At 65.9% G+C, this 26,225-nt stretch carries 25 protein-coding genes and 1 pseudogene; 14 read left to right on the top strand and 12 right to left on the bottom strand.

Features of this window, described 5'->3' with window-relative positions:
- Positions 1–32: 32 nt before the first annotated feature.
- Positions 33–236: a hypothetical protein gene (locus LDO14_RS00395; protein WP_018770374.1), complete on the bottom strand. Its 204-nt coding sequence runs from the start codon at positions 234–236 to the stop codon at positions 33–35.
- Positions 237–647: 411 nt separating this feature from the next.
- Here LDO14_RS00395 and LDO14_RS00390 point away from each other — a divergent pair, with 411 nt between their 5' ends.
- On the top strand, positions 648–1,889 hold the full coding sequence (locus LDO14_RS00390) for a glycosyltransferase family 87 protein (protein WP_223993216.1): 1,242 nt from the start codon (positions 648–650) through the stop codon (positions 1,887–1,889).
- A gap of 28 nt (positions 1,890–1,917) precedes the next feature.
- Positions 1,918–3,174, top strand: coding sequence for a glycosyltransferase 87 family protein (locus LDO14_RS00385; protein WP_223993214.1), 1,257 nt, complete (start codon positions 1,918–1,920; stop codon positions 3,172–3,174).
- Here LDO14_RS00385 and mptB read toward each other — a convergent pair.
- Positions 3,171–4,763, bottom strand: a complete 1,593-nt coding sequence (gene mptB / locus LDO14_RS00380) for a polyprenol phosphomannose-dependent alpha 1,6 mannosyltransferase MptB (protein WP_018770377.1) — start codon at positions 4,761–4,763, stop codon at positions 3,171–3,173. The genes LDO14_RS00385 and mptB overlap by 4 nt on opposite strands.
- Positions 4,764–5,127: 364 nt before the next feature.
- Here mptB and LDO14_RS00375 point away from each other — a divergent pair, with 364 nt between their 5' ends.
- The gene (locus LDO14_RS00375) at positions 5,128–6,627 is read left to right on the top strand and encodes a SulP family inorganic anion transporter (protein ID WP_056389664.1); all 1,500 of its coding nucleotides are present in this window, start codon (positions 5,128–5,130) and stop codon (positions 6,625–6,627) included.
- Between the two features lie 83 nt (positions 6,628–6,710).
- On the opposite strand, the gene LDO14_RS00370 is transcribed toward LDO14_RS00375, so the two are convergent.
- The 5 genes from LDO14_RS00370 to LDO14_RS00350 all read right to left on the bottom strand — a co-directional run bounded on the left by LDO14_RS00370 (position 6,711) and on the right by LDO14_RS00350 (position 11,490).
- Entirely contained in the window at positions 6,711–7,832 is a 1,122-nt protein-coding gene (locus tag LDO14_RS00370) for an FAD-binding oxidoreductase (protein ID WP_018770379.1), read from the bottom strand.
- Positions 7,833–7,912: 80 nt separating this feature from the next.
- Entirely contained in the window at positions 7,913–8,956 is a 1,044-nt protein-coding gene (locus LDO14_RS00365) for a Gfo/Idh/MocA family oxidoreductase (protein ID WP_018770380.1), read from the bottom strand.
- Complete coding sequence (locus tag LDO14_RS00360; protein ID WP_018770381.1) at positions 8,956–9,738, bottom strand: amino acid ABC transporter ATP-binding protein; 783 nt, start codon at positions 9,736–9,738, stop codon at positions 8,956–8,958. The genes LDO14_RS00365 and LDO14_RS00360 overlap by 1 nt, the downstream gene beginning before the upstream one ends.
- Positions 9,735–10,523, bottom strand: coding sequence for an amino acid ABC transporter permease (locus LDO14_RS00355; RefSeq protein WP_018770382.1), 789 nt, complete (start codon positions 10,521–10,523; stop codon positions 9,735–9,737). The genes LDO14_RS00360 and LDO14_RS00355 overlap by 4 nt, the downstream gene beginning before the upstream one ends.
- A 109-nt stretch (positions 10,524–10,632) precedes the next feature.
- Complete coding sequence (locus LDO14_RS00350) at positions 10,633–11,490, bottom strand: ABC transporter substrate-binding protein (RefSeq protein ID WP_018770383.1); 858 nt, start codon at positions 11,488–11,490, stop codon at positions 10,633–10,635.
- 173 nt (positions 11,491–11,663) lie between these two features.
- Here LDO14_RS00350 and LDO14_RS00345 point away from each other — a divergent pair, with 173 nt between their 5' ends.
- Positions 11,664–12,770, top strand: coding sequence for a LacI family DNA-binding transcriptional regulator (locus tag LDO14_RS00345; RefSeq protein WP_018770384.1), 1,107 nt, complete (start codon positions 11,664–11,666; stop codon positions 12,768–12,770).
- A gap of 11 nt (positions 12,771–12,781) precedes the next feature.
- On the opposite strand, the gene LDO14_RS00340 is transcribed toward LDO14_RS00345, so the two are convergent.
- The gene (locus LDO14_RS00340) at positions 12,782–12,880 is read right to left on the bottom strand and encodes a hypothetical protein (RefSeq protein ID WP_223995340.1); all 99 of its coding nucleotides are present in this window, start codon (positions 12,878–12,880) and stop codon (positions 12,782–12,784) included.
- Between the two features lie 26 nt (positions 12,881–12,906).
- Complete coding sequence (locus LDO14_RS00335) at positions 12,907–13,110, bottom strand: hypothetical protein (protein WP_018770385.1); 204 nt, start codon at positions 13,108–13,110, stop codon at positions 12,907–12,909.
- 60 nt (positions 13,111–13,170) lie between these two features.
- Between LDO14_RS00335 and LDO14_RS00330 the strand changes: the two are divergent.
- Positions 13,171–13,390, top strand: a pseudogene (locus LDO14_RS00330) (phosphogluconate dehydrogenase C-terminal domain-containing protein); the annotation flags it as partial.
- 74 nt (positions 13,391–13,464) lie between these two features.
- On the opposite strand, the gene LDO14_RS00325 reads toward LDO14_RS00330, so the two are convergent.
- Together LDO14_RS00325 and LDO14_RS00320 are read right to left on the bottom strand one after the other, a co-directional pair.
- Positions 13,465–14,652 carry a mandelate racemase/muconate lactonizing enzyme family protein gene (locus LDO14_RS00325; protein ID WP_018770387.1) on the bottom strand — a complete coding sequence of 396 codons (1,188 nt, stop codon included), beginning with the start codon at positions 14,650–14,652 and terminating at the stop codon, positions 13,465–13,467.
- A 9-nt stretch (positions 14,653–14,661) separates the two neighbouring features.
- Positions 14,662–15,705 (bottom strand): LacI family DNA-binding transcriptional regulator, encoded by a 1,044-nt coding sequence (locus LDO14_RS00320; RefSeq protein ID WP_018770388.1) that lies wholly within the window; start codon positions 15,703–15,705, stop codon positions 14,662–14,664.
- 235 nt (positions 15,706–15,940) lie between these two features.
- On the opposite strand from LDO14_RS00320, the gene LDO14_RS00315 reads away from it, so the two are divergent.
- Genes LDO14_RS00315 through LDO14_RS00285 form a run of 7 tightly spaced genes read left to right on the top strand, consistent with a single transcriptional unit; the run spans position 15,941 to position 23,202 of the window.
- Complete coding sequence (locus tag LDO14_RS00315; protein WP_018770389.1) at positions 15,941–17,269, top strand: extracellular solute-binding protein; 1,329 nt, start codon at positions 15,941–15,943, stop codon at positions 17,267–17,269.
- Positions 17,266–18,201, top strand: a complete 936-nt coding sequence (locus LDO14_RS00310; RefSeq protein WP_018770390.1) for a sugar ABC transporter permease — start codon at positions 17,266–17,268, stop codon at positions 18,199–18,201. Before LDO14_RS00315 ends, LDO14_RS00310 begins: the two co-directional genes overlap by 4 nt.
- Before the next feature lies 1 nt (position 18,202).
- Positions 18,203–19,108 (top strand): carbohydrate ABC transporter permease, encoded by a 906-nt coding sequence (locus tag LDO14_RS00305; protein ID WP_018770391.1) that lies wholly within the window; start codon positions 18,203–18,205, stop codon positions 19,106–19,108.
- A gap of 13 nt (positions 19,109–19,121) precedes the next feature.
- The gene (locus LDO14_RS00300; RefSeq protein WP_018770392.1) at positions 19,122–20,312 is read left to right on the top strand and encodes a Gfo/Idh/MocA family oxidoreductase; all 1,191 of its coding nucleotides are present in this window, start codon (positions 19,122–19,124) and stop codon (positions 20,310–20,312) included.
- Between the two features lie 35 nt (positions 20,313–20,347).
- Positions 20,348–21,352: a sugar phosphate isomerase/epimerase gene (locus tag LDO14_RS00295; RefSeq protein ID WP_018770393.1), complete on the top strand. Its 1,005-nt coding sequence runs from the start codon at positions 20,348–20,350 to the stop codon at positions 21,350–21,352.
- A 51-nt stretch (positions 21,353–21,403) separates the two neighbouring features.
- Entirely contained in the window at positions 21,404–22,102 is a 699-nt protein-coding gene (locus LDO14_RS00290; protein WP_018770394.1) for a ThuA domain-containing protein, read from the top strand.
- Positions 22,087–23,202 (top strand): Gfo/Idh/MocA family oxidoreductase, encoded by a 1,116-nt coding sequence (locus LDO14_RS00285; RefSeq protein WP_018770395.1) that lies wholly within the window; start codon positions 22,087–22,089, stop codon positions 23,200–23,202. Before LDO14_RS00290 ends, LDO14_RS00285 begins: the two co-directional genes overlap by 16 nt.
- Before the next feature lie 37 nt (positions 23,203–23,239).
- On the opposite strand, the gene LDO14_RS00280 is transcribed toward LDO14_RS00285, so the two are convergent.
- Complete coding sequence (locus LDO14_RS00280) at positions 23,240–24,391, bottom strand: GGDEF domain-containing protein (RefSeq protein WP_018770396.1); 1,152 nt, start codon at positions 24,389–24,391, stop codon at positions 23,240–23,242.
- Positions 24,392–24,502: 111 nt separating this feature from the next.
- Between LDO14_RS00280 and LDO14_RS00275 the strand changes: the two genes are divergently transcribed.
- Complete coding sequence (locus LDO14_RS00275; RefSeq protein ID WP_223993212.1) at positions 24,503–24,775, top strand: zinc-ribbon domain-containing protein; 273 nt, start codon at positions 24,503–24,505, stop codon at positions 24,773–24,775.
- Between the two features lie 287 nt (positions 24,776–25,062).
- A complete protein-coding gene (rsgA, locus tag LDO14_RS00270; RefSeq protein WP_223995338.1) occupies positions 25,063–26,220 on the top strand; it encodes a ribosome small subunit-dependent GTPase A in 1,158 nt (385 codons plus the stop codon).
- Positions 26,221–26,225: the final 5 nt, after the last annotated feature.

Genomic DNA, 26,225 nt, shown 5'->3' with positions numbered 1-26,225 from the left:
AAGATCCTGTGGCGCCAACGCCAGGCCAGGACCTACCAGGCCTGGTGTTCGCGGGTAAGGCCGAAGGGAACCGCGTCGCTGAGGGCAACGGTGAACTTGTTCGCGCCGTGCCGGGTAACGAGGATGCCGTGGCTCTTGCCGTCCAGGGCGTGGGCCTTGGCGGCAGCGACGGCGGCGTCGAGCTCGCGGTCCATGCTCTGGCGGTCGGACACGGTGAGGGTCAGCGGGAAGTTCATGGGTCTAGCCTTTGTGTGTTGGGGGTAGGGGGTGATATCCAACACCTGCGCTCCCCAAGGCTGCAGGCGAAGTTTGGGAACCTTTGTGCCCAGCTCATAATGCCCGAGGGATGGATCACCAGCAACTTGAAAAATCAAGTAATAAGTCGCCGCAGGTCAAGGCGTGACGGCTCGAGCCTGCCTCAGCAATTACGGGCGCTAAAGCACCGTGAATTAGAGTTGGACAGGAGTGGAAGCTGTTTCCGAACGGCTCCGCTGCCCCTGACCCAGCCCTGCGGCAGAACCAAGCCACCAGCACGACACCACACGTGTGCCACGACCTGACAAGGATCCGCCATTTCCACCGACGCTCTCTTCGGCAATCTCACCAGGATCCGCAACGTCATCCTCCCCACCCCGGTGCGGAGCCGGTTGAACACCGGGGGCGGCCTGCTGGCGGGATTCATCGTGGTGCACCTTGTCTTCCTGGTCTTCGCCGCTTCCCTCTCCCTTCGCGGCGAGGCGTTCAGCGACACCTTCATCTACCGTGACTGGGCCATGGCGGGATTCAACGACGCGAACCTCCGGGGCGGCCCCAGCCCGTGGGTGTACCCCATCCTGGCGCTCATCCCCATGGCCATCGCAGGCCTGGCGGGACCGGGACCGTTTTTCTTCATCTGGGTCCTCATGACCACGCTCCTGAACGCCTGGGCCCTGCTCAAGCTCACCGGGCGGGGCCGCAACGCCAGCGCCATCCCCGCCGGCTGGTGGTGGCTGGCCTTCACCTTCCTGATGGGCTGGCTGGGCTTCGCCCGGGTGGACGGCCTCACCGCCCCGCTGGTCCTTGTGGCCCTGGCCTACGGCGTCCAGCGCCCGTTCGTCGCCTCGGTCCTGCTGGCCGTCGGCACCTGGGTGAAGGTCTGGCCGGCGGCCATCATGCTGGCCCTTTTCGCCGTCGTAAAGAACCGCCTGCTGGTGGTGCTGGCAGGAATCGCGACGACGGCGGGCGTGGTGGCGCTGGCAGCAGCCCTGGGCAGCGTCCCCAAGCTCCTGAACTTCCTCACCCAGCAGGGCGACCGCGGCATGCAGCTCGAGGCCACCTTCACCACCCCCTGGCTTTGGCTCTCCGTCCTGAACATCGGCGGCTCGCGCATGTACATGAACACGGACATCAACTCCATGCAGGTGGACGGCCCGGGCACCGCCACCATGTCCGTGCTGATGCAGCCCCTCCTGGTGCTGGCGGCACTCCTGGTGGCCGGCCTGACCTTCTGGGCGCTCCACAACGGAAAGCAGCACAAGGTGGCCGGCGGCGTGGACCGCACCGAGCTGCTCCTGGCCGGGGCCCTGACCCTGGCCACCGCGTTCGTGGTTTTCAACAAGGTGGGTTCGCCGCAGTTCATGGTGTGGCTCGGCCCCGCCGTCGCGGTGGGCCTGGCGCACAGCTGGCGTGAATGGCGGGTTCCGGCGGCAATGCTGATCGCCATCGCCGTGGCAACCTACTTCATCTACCCGCTCTTCTACGACGCCCTGAGCCACAACAACCCCTGGATGGCCCTGGTACTGACAATCCGCAACGTCCTGCTGGTGGTCCTGTTCCTGTGGAGCGTCCGGCGCCTCTACACGCTGGGCAAGAAGACCGCAGCCCCCGCCCCCGCGCTCAAGGAGACCTGACATTTCCACGAGGTTCTTTGACCGCCTGGTGACCGTCCGCACCAGACTGCTCCCGGCAAAAGTGGTGGACTGGTTCGCCCGCCCATCCAGCGTCTGGTGGGGCTTCGCCGTCGTCCATCTGTACTTCCTGGGCTGGATGGCATCCTTTTTCCTGAACGGCGATACGTTCAGCGACACCGAGCAGTACCGGCAGTGGGCCCTGGACGGCTACAACCCGGCGGACCTGACCGGGAAGATCAGCCCCTGGGTCTACCCGGTGCTGGCTCAGATCCCCATCTTCCTGGCCAACATCGCCGGGCCAGGCCTCTACCTGCTGGTGTGGTTCCTGATCATCACGGCGCTCAACGCCGTCGGCCTGGTCTACCTCACCCGTGGCCCGCGGAAGGTCACGGGCATTGCCCCCGCCTGGTGGTGGCTGTTCTTCACGGTGTTCATGGGCTACCTGAGCTTCGCCAGGGTGGAGGGCATCACGGCGCCGATCGTGCTGATCGCCCTGCTCTATGCCGCTGAACGGCCCGTCGTGGCCGGCGTCCTGCTCAGCATCGCCACCTGGATCAAGGTCTGGCCCGCAGCCGTCCTGGTCCCGATCGTCATCGCCAGCCACAAGCGGATCCAGGTGGTCCTCGCCGGCGCCGCCGTCACCGCGGTGGTGGGCCTGGGCACGTGGCTGACCGGCGGGCTGCCGCACATCATGGACTTCCTCCTGAACCAGGGCGAGCGCGGAATGCAGCTTGAGGCCACCGTCTCCACGCCCTGGGTGTGGCTGAGCGTTTTCCACATCGCCGGTTCACGGATGGCCGACAACACCGCCATCAATTCCACCGAGGTCTACGGCCCCGGTGCCGGCACCGCCGCATTCCTGATGCAGCCGCTGCTGGTCCTTGCGGCCGTCACCGCGGCCATTCTTCTGGTCCGCGCCCTGCGGCGCGGCGCCGAACGCGAGGAACTGTTCCTCGAAGGCGCGCTCATGATGGTTACCGCCTTCATCGTGTTCAACAAGGTGGGCTCGCCGCAGTTCATCATCTGGCTGGCACCGGTGATCATCGCCGGCCTGGCGCATGACTGGGAGCGCTGGAAGGTCCCGGCCGCCCTGATGATGGGCATTGCCATGACAACGTTCGTGATCTACCCGCTGTTCTACACCCCGCTCATCCATGCGCACCCCGTCATGGCAGCCATCCTGACCACCCGCAACGTGCTCCTGGTGGTCCTGCTGTGGTGGTCGGTGAAGCGCACCGCGGAGTTGGGCCGGAAAACGTCAGCCCAGGTGCCGGCCGGAGCCTAGCTGCCCCCGGACGACCGGTCGACGGCGTCACGGGCCTCAGCCTGGCGCGCGGCCCGGCGCTCCGCCACCCACCGCCAGGCCCGCCGGGCAACGTCCAGCGGCTTGCCCTCGATGAGCAGCTTGCGGGTATGGACGTCCAGGACCAGCAGGTAGAAGGTGAAGGCCAGGGCCGTAAAGAAGGCCAGGGACGAGGCGTCGATGGGCAGTTCCACGAAGGACCAGACCGAAAGCTGGTCCTGGGCGCCGAATACCACAAAGAACGTCACGCCCACGTACAGCGAGCGGATCTGCCAGTCGTCCCGGATTCCCGTGACCGCCAGGAACGGCAGGAACCACAGGATGTACCAGGGCTGGATGATGGGCGAGAGCATCACGACGGCGGTGAACGCCAGGGCCATCCGCCGCACCGCCCGCGAGTAGTCGCCGCGGAACATCAGCAGCAGGACCAGTGCGATCGCCGCCCACTTCATGGCGGTCCGCAGCCAGGTGGCCAGCGTTCCGCCGGGCAGTCCCAGGGCGTTGGCCAGCATCTCCACCTGCTGGCCCAGGAAGCCCGACGGCGAGTAGCCCGTGTAGCCGGGGGTGGGGTCCATAATGGCCCACGTCCAGCCGATGCCGAGGTTGTAGGGGATGCCGCTCAGGGCCAGCACGCCGAAGCTGATGCCCGCCGTGGCACCCCACATCAGGAATTTTCGCGGCCAGGAGGCAGCGGGCCCCGCCCACATCACACCGATGAACGGCAGCAGCAGGACGGTGATGGGCTTGATGCCGATGGAGGCGGTGACCAGGAGGACGCCCAGGAGGTAGCGGCGGGTGGCGGCCAGGTAGACACCGGCCACGGCGAGCCCCACCATCAGGGCGTCATTGTGGGCACTGGCGATGAAGCTGATGAGGAACAACGGGTTGGCCACGGAGATCCAGAGCGCGCGGGCACCGTTGATCCCGTGCAGTTCGGCGAGCCTGGGCACGTAGATGACGCAGAGCAGCACGCCGACGCCGGCCAGGAGGCGGAACAGCAGGACGGACGCGTCAGGCTGGGCTCCTGTCAGTCCCACCACCGCGCGCGCCAGCCACAGGAAGTACGGCCCGTACGGGGTCCGGTTTTCCGCCCAGGCGGGGTCGGCCCCCAGGGAGAACCAGTTGTTGAGGGTGGAAATGCCCACCTCATACGGGTTCTGGCCTTCCTGGACCAGGCGGCCCTGCCCCGTATAGGCGTAGACGTCCCTGGAGAAGACCGGAACGCAGAACAAGAGCGGCAGGGACCAGGCGGATATGGCCACCACCACGGACCGCAGGGAGGATTGTCCCCAGTCCCCCAGCCTCTGGCCCAGGCGAAGCCAGGAGCGCATCAGGAGCATGGCACCGGCCGTAAGCAGCACGGTGGATACCGCCACGCCCCAGCCTTCGGTACGGAGTGCGATCACCACCGGTTGCCGGATCATGGGCGACCCGTTGGCGATCCAGCCCGTTCCGATGGAACCGACGAACATCATGAGGGCGCCGACAAAGCCTTCGAGGGTTGCCAGGTAGGCACGGCCTTTGGCGGGCACGGAAACCCCGGCCGGTGTGCCCGGCCGGCTCTCCGACATCCTGAGGTGTGACCCGCCTGCCGTCATGTTTGTGTGGTCCCCTGACTTGTTACGGCACTGCTCGCCCCAGCTTCAAATGGCCGCCCTGCAACCCGGCCATTTTATCAGCCGAGCTTACTTCCGCCCGGGGCCGGGCCGGGCGGAAGCGCCACAGTTTGGCAACGGCTGCGGAACTGCGTATCGCGGTTGGCTGCCCCTCCATAAACCCTGGCGGGTAGTGTTGCCTATGCAGCCGAAAGCCACCGGCGCATTCCCTTCCCACCCCATTGTCTTCCATGGCCGGGCTGGACCCGTGCGCACCGTGGCGCGCAGAAACGTTGCACACCCGCTCTCCCAGCAGAGCCATGTCCCCTGGAGCCGCTCCTTGGCCGTCACCGCCCGCCCCCGCCCCGTCCGGCAACCGACCACTGTCCTGACCGCCGTGCGCTCCCCGCGGCAGCTCTCCCGCGAGGTCCTGGCCGGCATGGTCACCACCCTGGCCCTGGTCCCCGAGGTCATATCCTTCTCGATCGTGGCCGGGGTGGATCCCATGGTGAGCCTGGTCGCCTCCATCGTGCTGGCCCTTGCGATGTCGGTCCTTGGCGGCCGGCCCGGCGTCGTTACCGCCGCAGCCGGTTCCGTCGCCCTGGTGATCGCCCCGCTGGTGCACCAGCACGGTGTCCAGTACGTCCTGCCCGCCGTGCTGCTCGCCGGCGTGATCCAGGTGGTCTTTGGCCTGGCCGGCCTTGCCCGGCTGATGCGCTTCATCCCCAGATCGGTGATGATCGGATTCGTCAACGCCCTGGGCGTGCTGATCTTCATGGCGCAGGTGCCCCATGTCCTCAATGTCCCCTGGCCCGCCTACGTCCTGTTCGCCCTGACGTTCGCGATCATTTTCGTCCTTCCGCGCTTCACCAAGGTGGTTCCGTCGCCGCTGGTTGCCATCGTGGCCGTCACGGCAATCGTCATCATCGCCGGCGTGGCCGTTCCGAGCGTCGCGGACGAAGGTCCCCTTACGGGCAAGCTGCCGGGGATCACCCCGTTCCTTTTCCCGCTTGACCTTGCCACCTTCCAGCTGGTGCTGCCCACGGCACTGAGCGTGGCGTTCGTCGGCCTCATGGAAACCCTCCTCACAGCGAAACTCGTCGATGACATCACCGGCACCCCGTCCCATAAGGGACGCGAGTCCTGGGGGCTGGGCGTATCGAACATCCTCGCCGGTTTCTACGGCGGCATTGCCGGCTGCGCCATGATCGGGCAGACCGTCCTCAATGTGAAGACCGGCCAGGCCCGCACCCGCATTTCGACGTTCGTGGCCGGACTGTTCCTGCTGGCCCTGGTGACCGGGCTCAGCTCGATCATGGGGCAGATTCCCATGGTGGCCCTCGCCGCGGTCATGATGGTGGTTGCCGTCACCACGGTGGACTGGCACAGCGTCAAACCGTCCACCCTGAAGCGGATGCCCATACCGGAGACACTGGTCATGGCTGTTACTGTGGCCGTCGTGGTGCTGACGGGGAACCTGGCCTACGGCGTCCTCGTCGGCGTCATCCTGGCCATGGTCCTGTTCGCCCGCCGGGTGGCGCATGTGATCACTGTTGAGAGGACCCTGGCCGGCGACGGGGAGAGTGTCCGCTACCAGGTGGTGGGCCCGCTGTTTTTCGGGAGCAGCAACGACCTGGTGGAACACTTCGCCTACGCGGACGATCCGGGCCTGGTGTCCATCGACCTCAGCCGTGCACAGATCTGGGACGCCTCGACGGTGGCCGCCCTCGACTCCATTGAAACGAAATACGCGGACCACGGGGCCACGGTGAGGATCGAAGGCCTCGATGAGCGCAGCACCGGATTCCACCGCCGGCTCACCGGTCATTTGGGCGCCTGACACGCCGGACGGCATCCAGTCCGGACGGCACAGGCAAAGGGCGGAGCCGCAATCCGCACGGCCCCGCCCCTTTGCAGCCCGGCTTAGGAGAAGCGTCCCGGCCGGAAGGTGGCCAGCATGGGGTGCTTCCTGCCGGTCAGGATTTCCCCGGCCAGGAGCTCACCGGCAATGAGTCCCAGCGTGGCGCCGGAGTGCGTGAAGGCAACGAAGCATCCGGGCACCTGGCCCAGTTCGCCCAGGACGGGTTCGCCGTCCCCGGGAATGGGCTTATAGCCCATCTTCCAGGAGGCGGGCTTGAGTTCCGGATTGCCGGCAACAAGCTTCGATGCCTCATCGGCCAGTTCCTGGACCACCTCATCGGGGATGCTGAAGGAGCCGTCCGCGTGCTCGGTAATGTGTTCCTCGTACCAGTCGTGGTCCAGGGCAAACGTCCCGCCCGGGTTGGGCCGCAAGGCTGCGCGCGGGGTGTTCATCACCGCGGCCACGTCGTGCTGCACCTGCTTGGTCACCACCAGCATGGACACGGGAGAGCCGTTGGGGATGTGCACTCCCAGGGGTTGGACGACGGCGGGCGTCGCCGCGCCGCAGGCCACCAGCACGGCGTCGGCCGGGTATGTCCCGCCCGACGCTGTCTCCACGCCGGAGGTGCGGCCGCCTTCCACCATGACGGAGGCTTTTCCCGCGTTCAGGACCAGTTCGCCGCCGCGGGCGTGGAACTCCTCCATGAGGAAGTCGATCAGGTCCGGCAGGCTCACCCAGCCCTCGCCGGGATTGAAGATGGCATTCTCCGGCACGGCGTCCGCATCGATGCCGGGGGTGGTGGCTGCGATACCGCTGGGGGCGAGAAGCCGGGAGTCGTAGCCGATGGACTTTTCGTAGGCGTGCCGGGCCGCGGTGGCCTCGCCCTGCCCCGCGGCGTTCCACATCAGGCCGCCGCCAAACTGCAGCCAGTCGCGGCTGGGGTCCGAGGCGAAGAGGGTGCGGTAGCGGTCCACGCCGGCCACCCGCAGCTGGTGGTACGGGGTGGACCGTTCGCCGGCGGAGTTGAGCCAGGACAGCGAGCGGCCGCTGGCTTCGCTGGCGAGGCCGCGCTCGGTCAGCAGGATCACCGACGCTCCTTCGCGGAGCAGGTGGACCGCGGTGGAGACGCCGAGGATGCCGCCGCCGATGACGGCAACGCGCTTGGTGGCTGGAAGAGAGGACATGGTGTCCCTTTCTGTGGAATTCGTGGTTGCGGAAGACGCTGACGACGCGTCAGGGAAAGCAGGGGAAATTGGGTGTGGCGTCAGGTCAGGGCGTGGATGCCCTCGATCACCTTCAGCACCTCAAGCGGTTCGGCGGGATCCACCGGCAGCGGCCCGTTCCCGTGCAGGGCGGCGGCCAGCTGGACGTAGAACTGCGGGTAGGCGCCGCGTTCGGCGGGGACGGCCGCCGTTGCCCCGTCCACGCCCAGGAGCCCCCAACGCTCCTGGGGTTCCACACCATAGGCGGGGTCCGACGGCGGCGTCCCGGCAGCGAGGGCAGGTTCCTGTCCGTCCAGGCCCCACTTGGTGTAGCCGGCGCGGGAACCCAGGACGTGGAACCGCGGCCCGGCCTGGGCGGCCATGCCGTTCATCCAGAGCCGCGTGCGGACGCCGGAGGCGTGCAGCAACGACACGAACGCTTCCGTATCCGCCGCGTCCGGATGCGGACCGCGGTTGGCCGTCTCGCCGTAGCTCCGTTCCACCGGGCCGAATAGGTGGATGGCCTGGTCGATCAGGTGCGCGCCGAGGTCGTGCAGGATGCCGCCGCCCTCGGACAGGGACACGGTGTCCCGCCAGTTTCCGAAGCCTTCGGGCCGCCACCATTCGAACCGCGATTCGAAGCTGGTGACCCCGCCAAGGTCTCCGGACGCCAGCACCTTCTGCAGGGTGAGGAAGTCTGCATCCCACCGGCGGTTCTGGAACACCGTTAGCTGCACCCCGCCGTCGGCCGCCCTGCTGATCAGCTCCCCGCCCAAGTCGGACGTGGGGACGAAAGGCTTGTCCACCACCACATGCAGGCCGTGGGCGATGGCTGTCGCGGCCAGCCCGTAGTGCGTGTGCGGCGGGGTGCCCAGGATGACCAGGTCCAGGTCCGCGGCCAGGGCGAACAGCTCCTCCGGGGTGCCGGCAATCCGTGCCTGCGGATACAGCCGTGCCGCCTCCGCCGCACGTTCCGGCTGGGCAGTGACGATGACGTCCAGCGAGAAGTCCGGGTTGGCCGCCACCAGGGGCGCGTGGAAGACCTTGCCGGAGATTCCAAAACCGACGACGGCGGTCCGGATGGGTGCCGCTGCAACCGCACCCATCAGAGCACCTCGGAAAGGAAGCGCTGGAGGCGTTCGCTGCGGGGATTGTCGAAGAGTTGGGCGGGTGTCCCGGCCTCCACTACTTCGCCTTCATCCATGAAGACCACCTGGTCTGCCACTTTCCGGGCGAAGCCCATTTCGTGGGTGACGACGAGCATGGTCATGCCCCGGCGGCCCAGGCCGGCCATTAGGTTCAGGACGCCCTTGACCAGTTCGGGGTCCAGGGCGCTGGTGGCCTCGTCGAAGAGCATCACTTCGGGTTCCATGGCCAGGGCCCGCGCGATGGCGACGCGTTGCTGCTGGCCGCCGGAGAGGTCACGGGGGCGGTGGTCGGCGCGTTCGGCGAGGCCAACCTCGGCGAGCCGTTGGCGGGCGCGTTCCATGGCCTGGGCCTTGGGCATGCCTTTGACGCTCCAGAGGGCCAGGGCCACGTTTTCCTCGGCGGTGTGGTCCGGGAAGAGGTTGAAATGCTGGAACACCATGCCGATGCGGGTGCGGAGTGTGTCCGGGTTGACGGTCAGGGTGCTGTCGCCAGCGAGCAGGACGTTCCCGCTCTTGGGTTCGTGCAGCCGGTTGACGCCGCGCAGCAGGGTGGATTTTCCGGATCCTGAGGGGCCAATGATGCAGGTGGTGGTGCCCGGCGCCACGGTGAGGCTGACGTTGCGCAGTACCTCGATGTCGCCGTAGGCCATGGTGAGGTTGCGCAGTTCCAGGCTTGAGCCGCGGAACGACTGTTCCTCCGAGGTGGCCGCATTCATGGTGGTGGGGGTGGGGGTGTTCATGTGTTGCTCCCGGCTGTGAGCGGCGATGCCGCGTCGAGTTCCTTGACTTCCTTCAGGCCGCTGGTGGGTGGTGCGGCGCGGCGGCGGCCGGTGCGGAACTTGTTGTCGAAGTGGTTCACCAGGTGCGTCAGCGGGACGGTAATCACCAGGTAGAGGAGTCCGGCGGCCACCAGGGGTGAAAGGTTCCCGGACAGCACGGCGGCGTCCTGGCCCACGCGGAAGAGTTCGCGTTCGGTGACCAGCAGGCCCAGGAAGTACACCAGGGAGGAGTCCTTGACGATGGCGATGAACTGGTTCACCAGGGCCGGGAGGACCCGGCGGACGCCCTGGGGTACCACCACCAGGGCCATGGATTTGGCGTAGCTCATGCCCAGGGCACGGCAGGCCTCGCCCTGGCCCTTGTCCACGCTGAGGATCCCGGCGCGGAAGATCTCCCCGATGTAGGCGCTGGCGATCAGGCTCAGCGCGATGATGCCCAGCGGGTAGGGTGACGGGCCGAAGATCGACTGGCTCAGGCGGGCAAAGCCCTGGCCGATCAGCAGGATGGTGAGGATGGCGGGCAGGCCACGGAAAAGGTCCGTGTAGATCCTGGCCGGGACCCGCAGCCACTTGGATGGTGAGATGCCCATGACGGCCACCACCATTCCCAGCACCGTGCCAAGGACGGTGGCGGCAATGGAAATGATCAGCGTGTTCAGCAGGCCGACCGCCAGGAGTTGGGGCAGGACCTCGGCCATAGCGCCGAAGTCGAAGAAGGTACGGATGATGGTGTTGAGCCAGTCCATGATTGCTCTCAGACGTAGATGAAGGGGAGGTGCCGGGCAGGCCGCTTACGGCGGCCCGCCCGGCCAGGTGGCCATAAGGCCTGACAGCCCGGCAAATAATGCTTGGGGGCTACTTGCTTGGCGAGGGTGATGCGGTCTGCTCGGCCTTGGGCAGGTACTGCTCGGGCATCGGTGAGCCCGGGAACCACTTCTGGTAGAGCTTCTTCCAGGTGCCGTCCTCCATGGCTGCGGCCAGGCCCTTGTTCAGGGCTTCCTTGAAGGCCGTCTTGCCCTTGGCCACTGCGAACCCGGCCGGGGCGTCGAAGGACGGGATGTCCGCGGCGCTGACCAGGCCGTGCTGCTCCTCGTAAGCCTTGGCGGCCTCGTAATCCAGGAAATGCGCGTCCACCGTTCCGCTGTTCACGGCGGCGATGGCGGTGTTGTTGTCAGGGAAGCGGACCAGGCTGGCCGAGGTGAAGTTCTTCACCGCATAGGCTTCCTGCAGGGTTCCCTGGACCACGCCCAGGCGTTTGCCGGCCAGCCCGTCCGCGCTGGTGATGCCGGAGGTCTTGGTGGTGATGACCGTGAGGTAGCCGGCCAGGTAACCGTCCGAGAAGTCCACGGTTTCCTTGCGCTTGTCGGTGATGCCGATGGCTGCGACGCCGGCGTCGAACTGTCCGTTTGCCACTGCGGCAAGGAGCCCCGAGAAGTCCTGCCCGGTGAAGACCACGTTGTCCACACCGGCCCGGTGGGCCACGTCCTTGAAGAGTTCCACGTCGAAGCCGGTGAAGTTTCCGGAGGCATCGGCGAAGGTGTACGGCTTTGAGTCACCCAGGCTTGCCACCCGGATGGTGCCTGGCTGGATCAGTCCGTAGGGGTTGTTCTCTGTGGTGGAGGCGGCGGAGGTGGAGCTGCAGCCGGAGAGCGCCAGGACCGCGGCCAGGGCTGCCGCGGCAAATCCGGCAGGTCGGAGATTCTTTTTCTTCACAGCGTTGTCCAATCGTTGGTGGGAAGGCGGTGCTGTCAGGGCCGCCGAAGAAAGTCGTCGATGCTCTTGTTGAGTCCGGTCTCACAGCTTAGGATTGAGACCGGACTCACATCGATTGATAGAAATGTAGCCGATGTCACATGGGGCGTCAACAACCCCGTCGAAAGGTGAAGATGAACGGTGATGGAGCACGACGGCGGGACGTAACCGTTGCCGACGTCGCAAAAGCTGCGCAGGTCTCCAAGGCACAGGCCGCCCGTGCACTGGGCAATTACGGCGCGGTCAGCGACGACGTCCGCGAGCGCGTCCTCGCCGCTGCCGAGGCGCTTTCCTACCGTCCCAACGAGCTGGCCCGCAGCATGAACACCGGAAAATCGCACACCATCGGCGTGGTGGTGGGTGACATCGAAAACCCGCATTTCGGCCTTGCTACCCGGGGCATCACGGACACTGCCAAGAAGGCCGGGTACAACGTCATCCTGGTCAACACCGACGAGGACCGGGCGGCGGAAGTGGACGCGGTGCGGGTGTTGCTGGACAAGCGGGTGGACGGCCTCATCGTCGCCCCGGCATCATCAGTGGACACCGAACACCTGCAGGAGGTGCACCGGTCCGGACGCCCCCTGGTGTTCATCGACCGCACCGCCGGCGACCTCAAGGTGGAGACCATGGCCGTGGACATGGCGCGGATTTCCAGGGAAGCTACGCAGTATTTGCTCGAGGCAGGGCACCGGCGTATCGCCTTCATCTCCACACTGCGGACGGACACCCCCTACACGCCGGGCATGACCCTGGAGTCCTCCCAGATTGCGGACCGCATCGAGGGGATGCGGGACGCTTTCCTTGCGGCGGGGCTGCCCTTCCCGGAAGACCTGGTCAGGTTGAATGCCGGCGATGCCGACTCGATCCGCAGCATCACCCGCGAAGTGCTCCGGGGCCCGGACCAAGCCACGGCAGTGGTCGCTTCGGACGGCCTGATTGCCCTCAGCGTGGTGGAAGCGATCCAGGAATTGGGCCTGTCCATTCCGGCCGATGTGTCATTCCTGATGTACGACGACTTCGCATGGACCAGGCTCACCACGCCGCCCCTGACGGTCATCGCCCAGCCGGTCTACAACATGGGCGTGGCGGCAGCCAAGGCACTGATCCGCCAGATGGAGGGGCTGCCGCCCGCCGCTCCGGCGCAGTTCACGGCCACCCTGGTGCGCCGCGGTTCAGTGGGCCCGCGCCGGACGGGCGACGATCCACAGCGGGAAAAGCTGGCGGCCTCGCTCAACTGATACGCGGGAACCTACTGCGAGGCGTCGAAACCGGCCAGCAGGCGCCGGGACGCGGTCTGCATATGCGATCGCATGGTGGCCGTGACGGCCTCCGCATCGCGGACCGCCAGAGCCTCATAGATCTCCGTGTGTTCCTTCAGCGCAGCTGGGAAGCCTGGACTTCCAGGCCGCCGCGCAGCTCAACGAGTTCACGCGTCCGCGGCGCACCCAGCATCAGTCCCCAACTGAGGGTCCGGGGCAGGAGTTCGGAGACGCCGTCCCTAAGATAGGTGTCGGAGCCGGGACGGACCACCACGATGCCCAGGATTTCCAAGGCGCCCCAGGGAGCCCAGGGCGGCACTGATCTTGGCCGTCGAGGCGGCAGATTCTACGGACACCTCCCAAGCGAAACAATCTGAAGTCCGGCGCCTCCCGTGACTCTGCCGAGGCCGTCATCCGCACCATCTACGCTCCCGTCATCGACGTGCACTGGGTCACCGTCAAGCAGCACGCCATCCTGGAGCCAACCCTGGTACGGCAAGGACAGCATCATCAAGGACGACTGGAAGAAGATCTTCGACGACTCCGAACTCGACGGCGTTATCGCCAAGCTGCTCAAGCTCGAGGCGGTCAAGCGCTAGGCACACCCGCAGCGGCGGCCTCCGTCCGGTTATTAGGCCGGGCGGACGCCGCCGTTTTTTCGTTGTCCGACGCGTCAGCGGACGCCTGCGCCTGCGAGGTTGAAGTAGGACCGGGCGTCCGGCGGCCGGATATCGGCCACCACGTCGCTGAAGATCCGCATGGGATGCGGCGTGAAAGGATGCTCCGCGATCGCGTCATAGTCGAGGTCGATGCCCAGCCCAACGCCTTCGGGGATCATGACATCGCCGTCTGCCGTCAGCTGAAGGCGCTCACTGGAGATGTCGCTGCGCCACGGCACGTCCGTGGCCATGATCTCCAGGTACCGGAAATTCGGCAGTGTGGCCCCGAGCTGCAGGGTTGCCGCAGTGCTGAGTGGCCCGCTGGGGTTGTGCGGTGCGAACGGCACATAATGGGCTGCCGCCAGAGTGGAAATGAATGACAGTTCCAGCAGCCCGCCGGCGTGCGTGACGTCCGGCTGGATGTAATCCACGGCGTTGCGGGCCAGGGCGGGAATGAAGGTGTTCCGGCCCATCCACCTCTCCCCCGCGGCAATGGGAACAGGGGACCTGCTGCGCACCTCCACGAGGGCGTCGATCCCGTCCGGCGGGCACGGTTCCTCGAAAAACACCGGCTGGAACCGTTCAAGTTCGCGGGCCACCCGGATGGCTGTGGGGACATCAAAGCGGCCATGGCCTTCTATGAACAGTTCAACGTCGTCGCCCACTGCCGCCCGCACTGCCTCAACAGGTTCAAGCATGCGCCCCAGGTCCCGCGGTTCCAGGAAAAGGTCCGCGGCCTCGAAAGGGTCCCACTTTAGGCCGCGGAAGCCTTGGCCGACCGTCCGTACAGCGGCCTCGGCGAAATCCTCCGGAGTGATGGCCCCGGAAAACCAGCCGTTGGCGTAGGCGCGGACCCGGTCGCGGACCTGTCCCCCCAGCATCCGGTGGACCGGGACGCCCAATGCCCGCGCCGAAACATCCCACATCGCCATCTCAAGGGCGCTCAGGGCTGTCATGGATACCGGACCGCCGCGCCAGTAGGCGTCGCGGTTGAGCTCATAAATGGTCTGGGTGATCCGCGTGGGGTCCTTGCCCCTGACGGCTTCGGCAAGGACAGCCACCGCCCCGAGGACAGCATGTTCCTGCCCTTCGAGGGTCGCCTCGGCGATGCCGGTGAGCCCCTCGTCAGTTGTAAGCCGGACGAAGATGAGGTTCGTCCGGTAGAAGTCCACGACCACGGTGTCGAGATGGGTGATTTTCATGGTTGTCTTTCAGTCCGCGGGAGGGGCGGTGGATTCCCGCACGATTACCTGGGTTGCCAGTTCCACTCGGTGGGAATCGAGGACTTCGCCTTGCACCTGCCGCAGCAGCGACCTTAGGGCCGCCCGCCCCATCTCCTCCAGGGGCTGGGCCACGGAACTCAACGATGGAACGGACTGCTCACCCTGGTTGGTGCCGTCGAAGCCGATGAGGCTGATGTCCTCGGGAACCCTGATTCCGTGGCGCCGCGCTTCGCTGAGGACGCCCAGGGCAATGGTGTCGCTTCCGGCGAAGATCGCCGTGGGGCGTGGGTCAAGCTTCAGCAGCTCTTTGAATCCATTGACCCCACTCTCCGTCCGGAACCGGCCGCCGGAAACAACGTACTGGGGGTCCACCTTGATCCCTTGTGCCATCAGGGCTGCCATGTATCCGTGCAGCCGCGCCTGGTTGCATTCAGCGCCCTCTATGCCGCCGATGTAGGCAATGCGGCGGTGTCCCAGTCCCAGCAGGTGCTCGGTGGCAGCTTTGCCGCCGGCCCAGTTGGTGGCCCCAACGCTGACGACGTCGGCGGAGGGCGGGTTAAGCGGGTCGATGACGACGACGGGGATGTGGCGGCGCCTGAACGCGTGCAGTTGCGCCTCGCTGAAGGCCGAGGTCACCACGATCATCCCGGCCCTGCCCTCTTCGAGCATCCGCTGCGCCCGGCGCTCGGGGGTGTGGCGGGCGGGGGTGGACTGGCCGGTCACGCTGACCAGGATTTCGACGTCGGCGGCGGCAGCGAACTGCAGGATGCCGTTGAGGACCTGGATGGTGTATGCGGAGTCGAGCACGTCGATCACTACTTCCACCACGGTCCCGCTTTCGGCGGCCGCCCGGCGCTGGACAGGCGACTGGTAGCCCGCCTGCTCCAGTGCGGCAAGGATCCGGGCCCTGGTTTCGGGGGCCACGTCCTCACGCCCGTTCACCACTTTGGACACCGTAGGCGCCGAAACCCCTGCCTGCCTGGCCACGGTAGCGAGCGTGGGTTTGGTCCGCTCCTGCAATTTGCTCGTCATCGGTTCGCAATCTTTCGAAAGTGGGGAAACGTTTTCATTGTGCAGAGTGGGGCCTTCTCCGGTCAAGAGCACCGGGACATAGGGAGTAGACAGAAAAGATCCTCTACGATCCCTTGACGCCGCCGATAATTAGGGCTTTAGTTTACAGCGTGACTTATATCACCGTTCGAAATGTTTCGAACGAACGGCGGAGCTGACGCCCCGTACCCCGACGCAAATTCACAATGGAGAAGCAATGAAGCAACCCCAGTCCTCCCGGCGGTCTTTTCTCGCCCTCGCTGCCCTCACTCCCTTTGCCGTTGCCGCGACCACTGCCTGCGGGACGTCCGGCCCCGGTGCCTCCAGCGGCGGCGGGGGCGCCAGCATGTGGTACCTGTCCGGCGAGCCGAACCAGACCACCATGCAGAAAGCCGTGGATGCCTTTAACTCGGCAAACTCCGCCGACAAGATCACGGTCACGTACTTCCAGAACGACGCCTACAAGACCAAGATCAAGACCGCCATCGGCGCCAACCAGGCACCCACGATCATCTACGGCTGGGGCGGCGGTGGCCTGAAGACCTACGCCGAGGCCAACCAGGTTGAGGACCTCACCAGCTGGTTCGACCAGAATCCGGACCTGAAGAAGAAGTTCTTCCCGTCCGTGTTCGGTGCAGCCACCGTCAACGGCAAGATCTACGCCCTGCCCAACCAGTACGTCGCCCCGATCGTGCTGTTCTACAACAAGGAACTGTTCCAGAAGGCAGGCGTCCAGCCGCCCAAGACCTGGGACGACATCATGTCCTTGGTCAAGACCTTCAACGGCATGGGCGTAGCCCCGTTCTCCCTGGGCGGCCAGTCGCGCTGGACCTCCATGATGTGGCTTGAATACCTCCTGGACCGCATCGGCGGGCCGGACGTCTTCAAGGCGATCTTCGAGGGCAAGCCCAATTCCTGGATGGACCCGGCCGTGATCGAGACCGGCACCAAGATCCAGGAGCTGGTCTCTGCTGACGGCTTCATCAAGGGCTTCTCCTCCATCACTGCCGACTCGCAGGCAGACCAGGCCCTCCTGTTCTCCGGCAAGGCAGCCATGATGCTGCACGGTTCCTGGACCTATGGCGCCATGAAGAAGGCCGGCCAGAACTTTGTGCAGGACGGAAAGCTGGGCTTCGTCCCCTTCCCCACGGTTGCCGGCGGCAAGGGCGACCCGAAGAACGGCGTCGGAAACCCCGCGGCGTACATGTCAATCTCTTCCAAGGCCAGCGACAAGGAAAAGGAATCCGCCAAGAAGTTCTTCAAGGACGGGATCCTGACCGATACCGTGGTCGACGCCTACATCAACTCCGGCTCCGTGCCGATTGTCAACGGCATCGAAGACAAGCTGAACACCTCCCCGGACAAGGAGTTCCTGAACTTCGTCTACGACATGGCCAAGAACGCACCCAACTTCCAGCAGTCCTGGGACCAGGCGCTGAGCCCCACCGCAGCTGAGGCCCTGCTGAACAACATCGACCAGCTGTTCCTGAAGTCGATCACGCCGCAGCAGTTCGCCGAGAACATGAACGGCACCCTAGGGAAATGAGCAACGCCGTCTCCACTGCCCCGCGGGCCGCCACGAGGGCGAAAGATTCCAAGCAGACCGAACAGCGCAGGGCCGCCCTGGCGTGGCTGACCCTGCCGGCACTGTTCTTCTTCCTGGTGTTCGCAGTCATCCCGCTGGCCGGGGTGCTCATCCTCAGCTTCAGCAGCTGGGACGGAATCGGTGCCATCGGGGCAGCTGGACTGGACAACTGGTTCTCTGTGCTGGCGGATCCGGGACTGTACAACGCCCTGGGCCTGACCTTCCTGATCATGATCGTTTCGTGGCTGGTCCAGACTCCCATCAGCCTGCTCCTGGGGGTGTTCACGGCGGGAAGCCAGCGCTACCGGGCTGCCCTTGCCGTCCTGTACTTCCTGCCCCTCTTGCTGTCCTCAGCCGCCGTCGCCATCGCCTTCAAGGCCCTTTTGGACCCGAATTTCGGCCTGGCAACCGGCCTGGGGCTGCCCTTCCTGGCACAGGACTGGCTGGGGGTACCCCAACTGGCCGTAGGCCTGGTCATCTTCGTCATCGCCTGGCAGTTCGTCCCGTTCCACACCCTCATCTACCAGGGCGGGGTGCGGCAGATCCCGAAGTCCCTTTACGAGGCAGCGCAGATCGACGGTGCCGGAACCATCAAGCAGTTCTTCCACATCACCCTGCCCCAGCTGAAATACACCATCATCACGTCCTCCACGCTGATGGTGGTGGGTTCGCTGACCTACTTCGACCTGATCTTCGTCCTCACGGGCGGCGGACCGGGAAACTCCACGCGGATCCTGGCCCTGGACATGTACCTGCGGGGCTTCCGGGCCAACCTCATGGGCCCGGCCAGCGTCATCGCCGTCATTCTCGTCATCATCGGCCTTGCACTGGCCTTGTTCCTCCAGCGTCTTGGCGGCAAGGACAAACAAGGCAGCCAATTGGAAGGTTTGTAGGGTGAGTACCGTCCTGAAAAGCAATTCGCAGGAGGCCCGGACCGGAACCACGGCCGGTTCCGCCGCACCCAAGCAGGGACTCGGCCAACGGCTGAGGCGGCTCAACATCCCCGGCGGCCTCGGTGGGTGGATCTGGCTGGCCATTATCATCCTCCCGATCTACTACGTGGTGATCACCAGCCTGAAGACGCAGGCGGGATACTTCGGCCAGAATCCCCTGGCCGTTCCCACCTCGCCCACGCTGGAGAACTACCAACTGGTCCTTGAGAAAGACTTCGCCACATATTTCATGAACAGCGTCATCGTCACGCTCGGTTCCGTAATTCCCACGGTGCTGATCTCGTTCATGGCCTCGTTCGCGATCGTCCGGGGCAGCGGAAGGTTCCTCAAGCTGGTCAACGGCATGTTCCTCATGGGGCTGGCCATCCCGCTCCAGGCGACGATCATCCCGATCTACCTGATGATCATCCGGCTCAACCTGTACGACAGCCTGCTGGCACTGATGCTGCCGTCCATTGCCTTTGCCATCCCCCTCACAGTGCTGATCCTGTCCAACTTCATCCGCGACGTCCCGAACGAATTGTTCGAGTCCATGCGGCTGGACGGCTGCAGCGAGTGGCAGACCATGTGGCGGCTCGCCCTGCCCCTGACCCGCCCGGCTATTGTGACCGTTGCCATCTACAACGGCCTGCATGTCTGGAACGGGTTCCTGCTCCCGCTGGTCCTGACCCAGAGCCCCAGCCTGCGCGTCCTGCCCCTGGGCCTGTGGAGCTTCCAGGGTGAATTCAGCGTCAATATCCCGGCCGTTCTCGCCTCGGTGATGCTCAGCACGCTGCCCATCCTGGTGCTTTACGTCATCGGCCGCCGCCAACTGCTGGCAGGCCTGACGGCCGGCTTCAGCAAGTAGAAAGGACACGTCCATGACCACCGCCAAACCCCTGCGGGTCGGCATGGTGGGCTACGCCTTCATGGGTGCCGCCCACTCCCACGCCTGGCGGACCGCGCCACGGTTCTTCGACCTGCCGCTGCAGCCACAGCTCACCGCGGTCGCCGGCAGGAATGCCGACGGCGTCCGCGCGGCAGCTGACAAGCTGGGCTGGGAGTCGGTGGAGACCGACTGGCGGCGCCTGATCGAGCGCGACGACATCGACCTCATCGACATCTGCACGCCCGGCAACACCCACGCAGAGATTGCCATCGCAGCCCTCGAGGCCGGAAAGCACGTGCTGTGCGAAAAGCCGCTGGCCAACTCCGTGGAGGAAGCCGAGCGGATGACACTGGCAGCGGAGACCGCCGCAAAGCATGGCGTCTTCTCCATGTGCGGCTTCAGCTACCGCCGCACCCCGGCACTGGCACTGGCCAAGCGGTTCGTGGAGCAAGGACGGATTGGCGACATCCGGCACGTCCGGGCCCAGTACCTGCAGGACTGGCTCTCCGACGCCAACGCCCCCATGACCTGGCGGCTGGACAAGGACAAGTCCGGTTCCGGCTCCCTGGGCGACATCGGCGCACACAGCATCGACGCCGCCCAGTGGGTCACGGGGCAGAACATCAGCGGGGTGTCGGCAATGCTGGAAACGTTTGTCCGGGAACGTCCGCTGGCAGGCGACCTGGTGGGCCTTGGGGGCCACGGCGACCTCAGCAGTGACACCCCCCGCGGGACCGTCACCGTTGATGATGCGGCCATCTTCAGCGCAAAGTTCGACGGCGGCGCCTCCGCGGGCGCGATCGGCGTCTTTGAGGCAACGCGCTACGCCCTGGGCCGGAAAAATGCCATGCGGCTGGAGGTCAACGGCACCAAGGGTTCCCTCGCCTTTGATTTCGAGGACATGAACGTCCTGTCCTTCTACGATTCGGCCGAATCGCCGGACGCCGGCTTCCGCCGGATTTTCGTCACCGAGCCCGAGCACCCGTACGTGGGGCATTGGTGGCCCACGGGCCACGGCCTGGGGTACGAGCACGGTTTCACCCACCAGGTGGTGGACCTGGTCACGGCCATCGGCGAGGGCCGCCAACCGGAACCGTCGTTCGGCGACGCCTTGCAGGTACAGCGGGTCCTCGCCGCAGTGGAGTCCAGCGCCGCGAATTCCAGCCAGTGGCAAAAAGTCTGAGCGACCTACAGCTTCAAGAAACCAAGGAACACCCAATGACACGACCAATCACGCTGTTCACCGGCCAGTGGGCCGACCGGCCCTTCGAGGAAGTGGCCCGGCTTGCCGGCGAGTGGGGCTTTGACGGGCTGGAAATCGCCTGCTGGGGCGACCACCTGGACCCCCGCCGGGCTGCGGAGGACGACAACTACCTCCAGGGCCGGCTGGACATCCTCGAGAAGAACAACCTCAAGGTCTTCGCCATCGCCAACCACCTCACGGGCCAGGCCGTCTGCGATGACCCTATCGATGAGCGCCACCAGGGCATCCTGTCCGCGGAAGTCTGGGGCAATGGCGAGCCTGAAGGGGTGCGCCGGCGGGCGGCGGAGGCCATGAAGGACACCGCGCGGGCGGCCGCACGGCTTGGCGTCAAGACCGTGACGGGGTTCACCGGTTCGTCCATCTGGAAGGCCGTCGCCATGTTCCCGCCGGCCTCGCAGGCAATGATCGACGCCGGTTACCAGGACTTCGCGGACCGGTGGAACCCCATCCTGGACGTCTTCGACGAGGCAGGTGTCCGGTTCGCACTCGAGGTCCACCCGTCTGAAATCGCCTACGACTACTGGACGGCGAAACGGACCCTTGAGGCTATTGGCCACAGGGCGAACTTTGGCCTGAACTTCGACCCCTCCCACTTCATCTGGCAGGACCTGGATCCCGTGATGTTCCTGCAGGACTTCGCGGACAAGATCTTCCATGTGCATGTAAAGGAATCCGTCCGGCAGCTGGATGGCCGCAACGGCCGCCTGGGTTCGCACCTCGCCTGGGCGGATCCCCGGCGGGGCTGGGACTTCGTCACGGCAGGACACGGTGACGTGCAGTGGAACCGGATCTTCCGGACCCTGAATGCCATTGGCTACGACGGCCCCACCAGCATCGAATGGGAGGATGCCGGAATGGACCGCCTCATCGGCGCCCCGCAGGCCCTTGCCATGGTCCAGGAACTGGCCCGCATCGCCCCGCCCGCAGCGGCGTTCGACGCCGCCTTCGCCAGCCGCTGACCCCCTGCTCTTTCCGGCCCGCAAGGCCGGTAGCCAAACAAAGGAAATTCAATGACAGAACGAAAGAATGCACTGGTGGTCCGCGGCGGCTGGGACGGCCACCAGCCCTACGAGGCCACCGAGCTCTTCATTCCCTATCTCAAAGACAACGGCTATGACGTCCGGGTGGAGGAATCCCCCAAGGTCTACGCCGACGCCGCCTACATGGCCGGTGTGGACCTGATCATGCAGTGCATGACCATGTCCACCATCGAAAAGGACGAGTTCGCCGGACTGCGGGCCGCCGTGGAGAACGGCACCGGCCTGGCCGGCTGGCACGGTGGAATCGCCGATTCCTACCGGAACACCTCCGACTACCTGCACCTGATCGGCGGCCAGTTCGCCTGCCACCCTGGCAAGCACCCGGATGAGTGCATCGGCGAGCAGTCGGACAACTACGTGCCCTATACCGTCAACATGCTGCCCGCGGCCGCCGAACACCCCATCACCCGGGGCATCCAGGACTTCGACCTGGTCACCGAGCAGTACTGGGTCCTCTCCGACGACTACATCGATGTCCTGGCCACCACCACCCAGAAGGTCCGTGAATGGGACCCGTGGAACCGTGAAGTGACCTCCCCCGCCATCTGGACCCGCCAGTGGGGCAAGGGCCGCATCTTCGTCGCCACCCCCGGCCATCGGGTCGAAATCCTCCAGGACACCAATGTCCGCACCATCATCGAAAGGGGCCTGCTGTGGGCAAGCCGTTGAAAGTCGGAATCATTGGCTGCGGAGCCATCATCGCGCAGTACCTGGCGAACTTCCGCAAACTCAGCCAGATCGACCTGGTGGCCGTGGCGGACCTGGACCCCGCACGTGCCCAGGCCGTGGCGGATGGCTACGAAGGTGTCCGCGCCATCTCCGTGGAGGAACTCCTCGCCGCGGACGACGTCGAACTTGTCCTGAACCTGACCATCCCCGCCGCCCACGCCGAGGTGGCACTGAAGGCCATCGCCGCCGGAAAGAGCGTCTACGGCGAGAAGCCCCTTGCTGCCACGACTGAGGAGGCGCGCCAGGTGCTGGACGCGGCACGCGAGGCCGGCGTCGCCGTCGGCTGCGCTCCTGACACCGTACTGGGCACCGGCATCCAGACCGCCCGCAAGGCGATCGACGACGGGCTGGTCGGCGCCCCCATCTCGGCGTCGGCAACCATGGTGACCCCAGGCCACGAGCGCTGGCACCCGAACCCGGACTTCTACTACCAGCCCGGCGGCGGCCCGCTGCTGGACATGGGCCCCTACTACGTCACCGCCCTGGTGACCCTGCTGGGTCCGGTCGTCTCCGTGATGGGCGCGGCCAGCCACACCCGGAATGAGCGCACCATCGGCTCGGGGCCGCGCCAGGGCGAGAAAGTGCCGGTCACCATCGACTCCCACGTGACCGGCGTCCTGGTCCACGCCTCCGGTGCGCTGTCCACCCTCTTCATGAGCTTCGATGCCGTGAAGTCGAAGTCGCCCAACATCGAGATCCATGGCGAGCGCGGTTCCCTGGTGGTGCCGGATCCGAACCACTTTGACGGCGACGTCCAACTGTTCTCCCTCGGCGCCGAGGACTGGGAGACCCTTCCCGCCTCCGCAGGGTACGTCGACGCCGGACGCGGGTTCGGCATCGCGGACCTTGCCGCCACCCCGCAAGGCAAGGAGCCCAGGGCGGGTGGCGCACTTGCCTTCCACGTCCTGGAAGTCATGGAATCCGTCCTCAAAGCCGCACGCAGCGGCATGACGGTCGGCATCCGGAGCACGGTGGAGCGGCCGGAAAGCGTGGCCCTCACCGTCCTGGCCGAACAGGCGGATGCGCTCCAGTCCCAGTAGCCGGCTGTCCGGAACCGTGCCGCTTTGGGCAGTAAAGCTACCGCAGCCCGTCGCTGCGGGCGGCGCGGTTCCGGCCCAGCGATTTGGCCCGGTACAGGGCGGCATCCGCTGCGGCGATAAGTTGATCAACATCGGAGGTCACGCCGTCGTAGGTGGAAATGCCGTAACTCGCGGTGGGCATCTCCATGCCGGCCGGCGTGTCCGCGCCGGCCATGCGCCTGCTGATCTCCTCGGCAATCGTCTCGGCCCGTTCGGCGCTTGCTCCGGGAACCAGGATGACGAACTCTTCCCCGCCGTACCTCCCCGTCAGATCTGTGGAGCGCACGGTGGCAGCGCAGGCGTCGGCGAAGGCCTGCAGCGCCAGGTCGCCGGCGGCATGCCCATAGGTGTCGTTGACAGTCTTGAAGTGGTCAAGGTCGGCAAGGATCAGGGCTCCCGAGCCGCCGGTGATGGTGCGGTCGGCCAACTGCTCGGTGGCCAGGTCCAGGAAGGCCTTGCGGTTCAGGAGCCCGGTGAGGTCGTCGCGGCTGGCCACCACGCGCAGGGCACGCGTCTGCTGTTCGGTGCTCAAGGCCGCCATGCTGAAGGACACCACCACCAGCAGGACCATGGTCACCAGGGTGGTGATGGCGGACCCAAAAACGGTGACGAAGACAGGCCCGTTCTGGCCCTCCACCAGGAACGCCAGCCAACGGAAGAAGTAGAAGACACTGAGCCCTCCTGCCGCCACAGCCATGGGGATCCGGACCCGCGAATACCCGGGCTCAAGGCGCCAGAGCTCACGGGACGCCAATCCGACGGTCAGGCTCATGGCGGCGAGGAACACCGTGCCGCCGGACCAGGTGTTGGTGGCGGGTTGGTCCAGCAGGGAGGCCACCAGGGTGACCAAGGGAATGCCGGTAAAGGCCCACCTGGGAGGCCGTACGGTCCGCAGGGAGCGCGCCCCGGCCCACACTGCAACGCCGCCGTGCACCAGCAGGGTGTTTCCCAGGGGGTTGGCCCACACCTGATGCACTGTGCCGTCAAACAGGAAGCAGCCTGATCCGGCCAGGAAGAACAGCAGGGCACCGCACCACCAGGCGCTGTATGGCGAACGCGTCAGCCGGTAGGCGGAAAAGTAGAAGAGAACCACCAGGACCAGGGCCATGAGGCCGAAAGCGATGCGCAGGGTCGCCGTGTCCAGAACCATGTGCCAGAAGTCCCCCCAGAAGGCCCGATGTTGCCCAGCACAGTATGGCATCCACGCACACCGTACAGAAGCGTCCGTACCCCTGAAGGACAGCCGTCAAACTCACCTAGGGTGGCAGGTACCACCCAGGCAATGAAAGGCCCGCCCATGCTCCTCCTTTTCGGCTTCAAGACCGTCCACCAGGCCCTGCCGGGCCGGACGGCAACCTGCCAGCACTGCGGCGCCTTCGTCCACCATGCCCTGGACGAACAGGCCACCAAGTTCACGCTGTTCTTCATCCCTGTCCTCACGGTGTCCCGGAAATACCTGATCACCTGCACCAACTGCGGCTACGCTTCGTCCATCAGCGGACGGCAGAAGCGGGCGCAGGAACTTCGGCGGTAGCACGCGGCAATCCCCTGCGGAAGATGCCAACCTCTAGCCTCCGGCGTTGGCGGCCGCTAAAGTGGGAGACGGTCCCGCCCCGCCGCTTCCGGCAGGAGGACGGGAAACCGCACAAGGGAATGGAGGTGGTTTTGATGACTGCAGTTGCCGCGCGCCCTGGGCGCCCCGCATCCATCACACCCACCATCCCTCCCGGCTGCCTTCGCGGTTCCTGACGCTGCGCGTCCAGCCGCACTGCACCGGGGACAGCCCAAGGAACCACAGTGCATACTTCTTCAGGCAACCCCCTGGACACCACCAACACCACAGAAACAGACAGCGCTGCTGGCACTCGTCCGCTGCCCGGCCCCTCCGCATACGGCTACACGCCCGCCGTTGCCGGCTATTTCGATCAGCATCCCTGTCCGCCGGCAACTGAACGGGGCCGGGTGGTCCGCGTGGACCGCACCCTGCTGCTCGTTGCGGTCCATGACGGTCTCCTCCACCTGCCCTACCCGCTCTCGGGCGAGCCGGCCGTCACCGGAGACTGGGTCTGGATCGGCCCCAACCGGGGCGGCGACCGGCAAATCCTGGCCGTCCTCCCCCGCCGCTCGGAACTCAGCCGCAAACGTGCCTTCGAGGATTCGTCCGCCGCGCAGGTCCTGGCCGCGAACGTGGACACCGTGGGCGTGGTGGTGCCCGTGGACCGGCCCCTCACACACAACCGGTTGGAACGCACCCTCGTCGCCGCATGGGATTCCGGCGCCACCCCCCTGGTGATCATCACCAAGGCGGACCTGGCCGAGGTGGCGGACGACGTCGTCGGAAAAGTTATCCTTCAGGCGGCGGGCGTGGAGGTGGTCACCACATCCGCCGAAAACGGCGACGGTATCGACGAACTGATGGCACGGATTCCGCCGGGCGGAACCATCGTGCTGCTGGGACCGTCCGGTGCTGGCAAATCCACCTTGATCAATGCCCTGGTGGGCCGCGACGTCCAGCAGACCGCCGAAGTGCGGTCCGGAGACTTCAAGGGCAAGCACACCACCACCGTCCGCGAGCTGGTTCCGCTGTCCAACGGGACGGTGCTGATGGACACTCCCGGCGTGCGCGGATTTGGCCTGTTCGATGCCGGGGACGGCCTGGACGGGATGTTCGGCGACGTCGAGGAACTGGCTGCCGGCTGCCGGTTCGCTGACTGCTCACACGGGAGCGAGCCTGGCTGCGCTGTCCGCGAAGCAATCGACACCGGCGTCCTGGCCGCGCGCCGCTGGAACTCGTATCTGAAGATGCAGCGGGAACTGGCGGCGCTGGCGCGCCGCTCCGATGTCGCCGCCCAGCGCGCCTACCACCGGGAGTGGCACCAGAAGGTGGTTTCGGCGGGGAAGTCGCAACGCTGGGCTGAGCGCGAGGCCTCCGAACGCGGAAGCCGGAACGGAGACAAGGACCGGAAGCGCAAGCGGTAGGAGAA

Source organism: Arthrobacter sp. NicSoilB11 (assembly GCF_019977375.1).
Lineage (GTDB): Bacteria > Actinomycetota > Actinomycetes > Actinomycetales > Micrococcaceae > Arthrobacter.
Note: the sequence above shows the minus strand (reverse complement) of the source record. Positions and strands in the feature narration are given on the sequence as shown.